Annotated in this window: 7 protein-coding genes; all 7 read left to right on the forward strand. The window is 74.5% G+C overall.

Annotated elements, in window-relative coordinates:
• Positions 1–32 precede the first annotated feature (32 nt).
• Positions 33–500 carry a WhiB family transcriptional regulator gene (locus ND486_RS30010; protein ID WP_374231387.1) on the forward strand — a complete coding sequence of 156 codons (468 nt, stop codon included), beginning with the start codon at positions 33–35 and terminating at the stop codon, positions 498–500.
• Positions 500–1039 (forward strand): hypothetical protein, encoded by a 540-nt coding sequence (locus ND486_RS08980; protein WP_251783653.1) that lies wholly within the window; start codon positions 500–502, stop codon positions 1037–1039. The genes ND486_RS30010 and ND486_RS08980 overlap by 1 nt, the downstream gene beginning before the upstream one ends.
• Positions 1039–2919, forward strand: coding sequence for a type IV secretory system conjugative DNA transfer family protein (locus tag ND486_RS08985; protein ID WP_251783655.1), 1881 nt, complete (start codon positions 1039–1041; stop codon positions 2917–2919). Before ND486_RS08980 ends, ND486_RS08985 begins: the two co-directional genes overlap by 1 nt.
• Positions 2916–3536 carry a hypothetical protein gene (locus tag ND486_RS08990; RefSeq protein ID WP_251783657.1) on the forward strand — a complete coding sequence of 207 codons (621 nt, stop codon included), beginning with the start codon at positions 2916–2918 and terminating at the stop codon, positions 3534–3536. Before ND486_RS08985 ends, ND486_RS08990 begins: the two co-directional genes overlap by 4 nt.
• The gene (locus tag ND486_RS08995) at positions 3533–4225 is read left to right on the forward strand and encodes a hypothetical protein (protein WP_251783658.1); all 693 of its coding nucleotides are present in this window, start codon (positions 3533–3535) and stop codon (positions 4223–4225) included. Before ND486_RS08990 ends, ND486_RS08995 begins: the two co-directional genes overlap by 4 nt.
• Positions 4222–5112, forward strand: a complete 891-nt coding sequence (locus ND486_RS09000) for a hypothetical protein (RefSeq protein WP_251783660.1) — start codon at positions 4222–4224, stop codon at positions 5110–5112. The genes ND486_RS08995 and ND486_RS09000 overlap by 4 nt, the downstream gene beginning before the upstream one ends.
• A 202-nt stretch (positions 5113–5314) precedes the next feature.
• On the forward strand, positions 5315–6322 hold a 1008-nt coding region (gene mobF / locus ND486_RS09005; RefSeq protein ID WP_251783662.1), incomplete at its 3' end, for a MobF family relaxase.

Raw genomic sequence — 6322 nt, forward strand, 5'->3', positions numbered from 1 at the left:
CCGCACATCAGCAGAAGGCAGGCGAGGAGACGATGGTAGAGCGACACGACGACCGGTGGCGCGAGCGCGCGGGGTGCCTGTCGGTGGACCCCGAGCTGTTCTTCCCGGTCGCGGAGGACGGTGCCGCGTACTCGCGGCAGGTCACCCGCGCAAAGCGGGTCTGCGGGCGGTGCCCGGTGCAGGCCGCGTGCCTGGCCTGGGCGATCGAGTGCCAGCCGGACGGCATCGCCGGCGGGATGACCGCGGCGGAGCGCCGACGGGCCCGCCCGGCCCGGCCCGCGCACCGGGTCACGGCGTGCCAGGGCGCGGTCACCTTCCAGGTCCCGGCAGGAGCCCGACAGGTCCCGTCGCGGAGCCGGTCCCCGATCGTGGCCGACGGCAAGGCCGCCCTCGCGCAGGGCGTCCCGCGGCGGGAGGTCGCGGCTGCGTTCGGGGTGTCCCGCCGGACGGTCGACCGCTGGGCCTCGGAGCTGGCCGCTGTCGCTGGTGGTGGTCGGTGATGGGCGAGCCGTTCAGGGTGTCGAAGTCCGGGCAGGCCGCCGGTCGGATCCGGGAGCTGGTCCGCCGGATCGCGGTCGAGGTGTTCGGCACGACCGAGGTCGAGGTCCTGATCCCCGGGTTCACGGTGTTCACCGACCAGAAGCTGGATGACCCGCTGGCGGGGGTCCGGGCCGCGCTGCTGATGCGCAGCGTCGCCGAGGCCCAGCTCTATGACTACGCCCGCTCCTCGCGGGCGGCGGGCCGGTCGTGGGACGAGATCGGCGCGGTCCTCAGCTTGCCGACCGGTGGGGCGCCGGTGGGGGAGGCGGCGTTCGACTGGCTGGTGTGCGGCCGGGTCCCCGACCCGGAGCGGGAGGGGATCCGGTCGTTCCGAACGCCGTCGGCGTTCTGGCGGTGCTCGACCTGCGGCGAGCAGGTCACCGACGACGGGCCGTTCGAGTCCCACCCGACCGACAACGAGACCGGTCACGCCGACTCCTGCGCTCGCCACCGGGCGGACGTGGCGGCGTGGGTCGAGCTGACGGGGGTGGAGGACTGATGAGCATCCTGTACAGCTCCACCGCTGTGGTCCTGGCCGTGTTCGCGGGGGGCGCGCTGCTCGCGTTCTCCCGTGGCGCCCGGGGCCTGGCCGCCGGGCTCGCCGCGGTCGCGCTGCTCCCGGCGGCGACGATCGTCACCACCCTGTCCTGGCCCGCCCTCGTCGCGGTCGCCGGGCTGGCCGCGGTGATCGTCTGGCATCGCTGGACCCGCTCGTCCGCGACGGTGTCGCGGTGGGCGTCCCGGTCCCGCCGCAAGGTGGGTGTGGCGTCGTCGTTGGACATCGTGCGGCACGCCGGGACATTCGCGGTCCGGCGCCGCACCGGCACCGTCCGCCCCTCGCTGTCCGAGCTGCCGCGCTGGCAGCGGGCCCGGCTCGCGACCACCGAGGCCGCGGTCGAGCTGTGCCGCACCGGGGCCTTGCGGGTGTGGGCGCTGGTCGAGGACGTCGTGATCGTCGTCGGCGGCCCGCGCACCGGGAAGACCGGCTGGCTCGCCGGACGCGTCCTCGACGCCCCCGGCGCCGCGCTGGTCACCTCCACCCGCACCGACCTGCTCGATCTGTGCGCGCCGATCCGGCGCCAGGCCCGCGGGGAGGTGTTCGTGTTCAACCCCGCCGGACTCGGCGACCGCACCTCCACCATCACCTTCGACCCGCTCACCGGCTGCACCGACCCGGTCACGGCGACCGAGCGGGCCACCGACATGCTCGCTGCCGTCGCCTCTGGTGGCGGTGGGGATCGGGAGTTCTGGGACGGTCAGGCCCGCCGCGTCCTGGCCGCTCTTCTACACGCCGCGGCGCTCGGCGGACGTCGGATGGCCGACGTGCTCGGATGGGTCGCCGACCCCGACGCGGCCGGTCGCGAGGTCCCGGCCTTGTTGCGTCGCTCGGGGGTGACGGCGTTCGAGCAGGACGCGATGCAGTTCATCACCACCAACGAGCGCACTCGCTCCTCGATCACCTCGTCGGTGATGCCCGCCCTGGGGTGGCTGACCCACCCGGCCGCCGCCGCGGCGGCCGAGCCGGGTGCAGGGTTCGACGTCGCTCGGCTCCTGGGCGAGCGGGCGACGGTGTTCTTGCTCGGAGCGGAGGAGGCCCAGACCGCGCCGCTGGTGTGTGCGCTGACCGGTCACATCGCCCGGGAGGCGCGCCGTCTCGCGGCCGGGCAGCCGAAGGGCCGGCTGGATCCGCCGCTCGGGCTGTTCCTCGACGAGGCCGCCCTCATCTCCCCGGTACCGCTGGAGTCCTGGACTGCCGACATGGGCGGTCGGGGCGTGACGATTCTGTGCGCGTTTCAGTCCCGCGCCCAGCTTCTCGCCCGGTGGGGTGAGCACAAGGCCGCGACGATCCTGAACAACACGGCCGCGGTCATGCTCTTCGGCGGTACCCGTGACAAGGCGGACCTGGAGTTCTGGTCCACCCTCGCGGGCGAGCGCGACGAGCGCGTGTCGACGACCGACGAGCACGGCCGGGTGGCGTCGAGGTCGGTGCGGAAGGTGCCGGTGTTGGCTCCGGCGCAGATCGCGAACCTGCCGGCGGGTCGGGTGGTGGTGATCCGCCGGGGGATCGCGCCGGTGATCGGCCGGGCCCGCATGGCGTGGACTCGTCGTGACGTCCGTGCCCATGGTCGCGATGCCCGCCGGGCCGACGCCCGCGCGGCACGGGCGCTGCAGCTCGACGAGCTGCGGATGTGGCGCGACGACGTCGCCCAGGCCGCGCTCTCGGTCCTGGCCACGTGGTGGCCGGACCGGTTCGCCGAGCGCCATGAGCGGCGTCGGGACGCCAACGCGATGTTCCGCGAGCTGGCCGTCATCCACGACCAGTCCCTGCACACCCCCGCCGCCCCGCGGCCGGGCACGGACGGGCAGGCGGACCGATGAGGCGGCGACCGCAGATCACCGAGTCCGAGGTCGTCGCGCTGGAGGAGCGCCTGCGCACCCTCCTCGCCGCGCGCACCGCCGGAGCCCTGAACGACGACGAGATCGCCCGCTACGAGGCCGACCGCGACCGGCTGTTGGACTTGATCGGAGACCAGATGCGCGAGCAGCGCGAGTACGACGGCGCCCTACGCCGGCTGCGCGCGGAGATGGAGCAGCAGTCCGGAGACGACGGCTGGTTCTCCGAGGGTCACGACGCCGCGCATCAGGCGCGCCCCGACGCGATCGCCCACGTCGACGACGACCCGACCGACGACCGGGCCGCGACGGAGATGGAGCTCCGCCGGGTCGAGGACATGATCAACGCCCCGTACCGGGCCGCCGCGACCGAGGCGAAGTACGCGGATGACCGTGACCCGACGGGCGGGATGTGGTTCACCCCGGACGACACCGCCCCGGGCGGTGTCCGCCCGCTGACCGACACCGAGATACGCCGCGTCTCTGGTCTGGTCCGCGCGACCCAAGCCGATGCCGTCACCGACGACCTGGACCACCGCGACCCGCCGGCAGCGGACCGGGTGACCGACTCCGCCGCCGACGACGGGGGGTGGGGTCGATGAACACGCCCCCGCACCCCGAGCCCCGCGCGGAGCGGCCCGAGAACGGGGGCGCGACCGGCGCCGCCGTCGTCGGGCTGGCCAGGCAGGTCGACGACCTGACCCGCCGCCTCGACATGCTCGGCCCGGTTAACGGCCGGATCGACGAGCTGACGCAGGTCGTGGCCGAGACCGCGCAGGTCCTGGCGACCTTGGCGGCCCGCCGCCGTCCGGCTGCTGCGCCGTCGTGGCTGCTCGCCCCGGCCGAGCCGGAGCAGGTCGCGCAGCTGCTCGACGAGCTGACCGAGTGGCTGCGCCGGGTGTTCCTGCGCTACCCCGATGGCGCCGCCGTCGTGCCGGAGTGCTGGGCCTGGCACGCCGACGTCGTCGAGGAACTGTTGTGGCTCATGCACGGCTGGTGCGCGGCCTACCAGGGCCCGGACGCCTCGGTGCAGCTCGCCGGGGACTGGCACGACCGCCAGCGCCCCGGCGTGGTCAACCGGCTCCGCAAGAGCGTCGGGTCGTGCTCGATCGAGGCGCACCAGACCCGGCCCGGTTGGGGAGCCCCGCCCGGGGCCCCCGCGCCGGTGCCCGGGACCCGGCACACCGACCTGATCGTCGACTGGTGGGCGACCGGGCGGGAGCAGACGCCACCCGAGCCGCCCACCGACGACCGTGTGGCGCAGGGCTCGATAGGGGGTGCGCTGCGATGACCGCACGCAGCACCGGCCGGGCCGGTCGCGCCGCGATCTGGCTGCCGGGTCTGGCCGTCGCGCTCGGCGCTGCGGTCGCGACGGCGCACGGCCTGTTCGAGGTCGCTCTCGCCGCCCGGGTCCCGGCCGGGATCGCCTGGATCTACCCGCTGATCACCGACGGCCTCGCGCTGGTCGCCTACACCGCGACGGCCCGGCTGTCGGGGTCGGCTGCCCGCTACGCCTGGTCGGTGGTGATCGTCTCGGCCGGGCTGTCGGGGCTCGCGCAGGCGGTGTATCTCGCCTCCGATTCGGTCACCGCGGGTGGGGAGCTGGCCGTGAACTCGGCGCTGCGGTTCGGGGTCGGAGCGTGGCCCGCGGTCGCGGCCGCCGTCGTCGCGCACCTGCTCTACCTCCTCGCCGAGACCCGCACCGCCGCCCCGGCGGCCGACCACGGCCCGGTCGAGCCGGACCGCGCTGCCGGACCGCGAGTGCGGGCGACCATCACCGTCCCCTCGACCGACCGGACACCGGTGGAACGCCCGGACACCGTGGGACACGGGACGGGTGTCCCGCCCGCGCTGGACGGGCCGGTGATCCCGGGCCCGCCGCGGCCGGTGTCCCACCCGGCACCGCGCCCGGCCGTCCGGCCGGACCGGCCCGCGCCGTCCTCGGCCGGTGGGACGGGCGGGTCGGGTGCGGGCGCGCAGGAGCGCGCCCGCACCACCGCCCTCACCCACCGCGAGCGCCACGGCGCCCTCCCCACGGTGCGCGAGCTGCAGGAGATGGCCGAGGTCGGCCGTGGTACCGCCGCCCGAGCACTCCAGCAGCTCCGCGACACCCCAACGCAAGCCGCGAGCGGCCTGCACCTCGTCCCCGACGAGCCCCAGAACAGGACCACCCGATGACCACCAGTAGCGAGAAGACCACCGCGACCGAGCAGAACACCAGAACCGAGAGCGACTACCCCGAACAGAGCAACAAGTGCGCAAGATCAACGCCAGCACACCGATGCATCACGATCCGAGGGGGCGGGCCGGCCTCCGGCCGGCCACGCCACCGGCCGTGCGCCGCCGACCTCGACGGGACCCGTCGGAAGACCGTGTCGAGGTGGACGGGGTGCTGAGCATCGCCTCGGGCTACAGCCCGGAGTACCTGTTGAAGGAGGTCGCCGCCGGGCGGGAGAACTACTACACCGGCGCGGTCGCCGAGGGCGAGCCGCCGGGGCGCTGGTGGGGCGCCGGGGCGGAGAAGCTCGGCCTACGCGGGCTGGTCGAGGCCCAGGACATGCGCGCGGTCTACGAACGCTTCATCGACCCACGGGAGGAGGGGTTCCACGATCCGTCCCGGTGGGACGAGGTCGGGACGCTGGGACACACGGGACGCCGGTACCTGTCCGAGGACGAGATCTACGCGGCCGCGTTGGAACGCGAACCGGACGCGGCGGCGGAACGCCGCGCCGAGCTGCGTACCGAGGCGGGGAAGGCGGCCCGGCACAACGTCGCGTTCCTCGACGTCACCTTCTCGGTCCAGAAGTCGGTGACGCTGCTGCATACCGCGTTCGAGGCCCGCGAGGTCGCCGCCCGCAACGCCGGCGATGAGAAGACCGCTGCGGCGTGGGGTGAGTTCCGGACCGCGGTCGAGGACGCGATCTGGGCGGGCAACAACGCCGCCCTCGCGTACTTACAGGACAAGGCCGGGTACTCCCGGGTCGGGCACCACGGCGGCACCGCGGGCCGGTGGGTCGACGCGCACAACTTCGTCGTCGCGTCGTTCTTCCAGCACGACTCCCGCGACCGGGACCCGCAGCTGCACATCCACGACACGATCCTCAACCGCGTCGAGGGCCCCGACGGGGTGTGGCGGACCCTCGACGGGCGCAGCCTCTACCGGTGGCGCCCGGCCGCCGCCGCGGTCGCGGAGCGGACGTGCGAAGAGCGGATCACCCACACCCTCGGGATGCTGCTCGCGACCCGCCCGGACGGGAAGTCCCGCGAGGTCGTCGGCATCGCCGAAGAGACGATGGCGCTGTTCTCCCAGCGTCGCCGCGCGGTCACCGCCAAGACCGGCGAGCTGTTCGAGCTGTTCGAGCAGCGCTACGGGCGCGCGCCGAACTCC

Origin of the sequence: Pseudonocardia sp. DR1-2, assembly GCF_023717215.1 — a bacterium.
Classification (GTDB): domain Bacteria; phylum Actinomycetota; class Actinomycetes; order Mycobacteriales; family Pseudonocardiaceae; genus Pseudonocardia; species Pseudonocardia alni.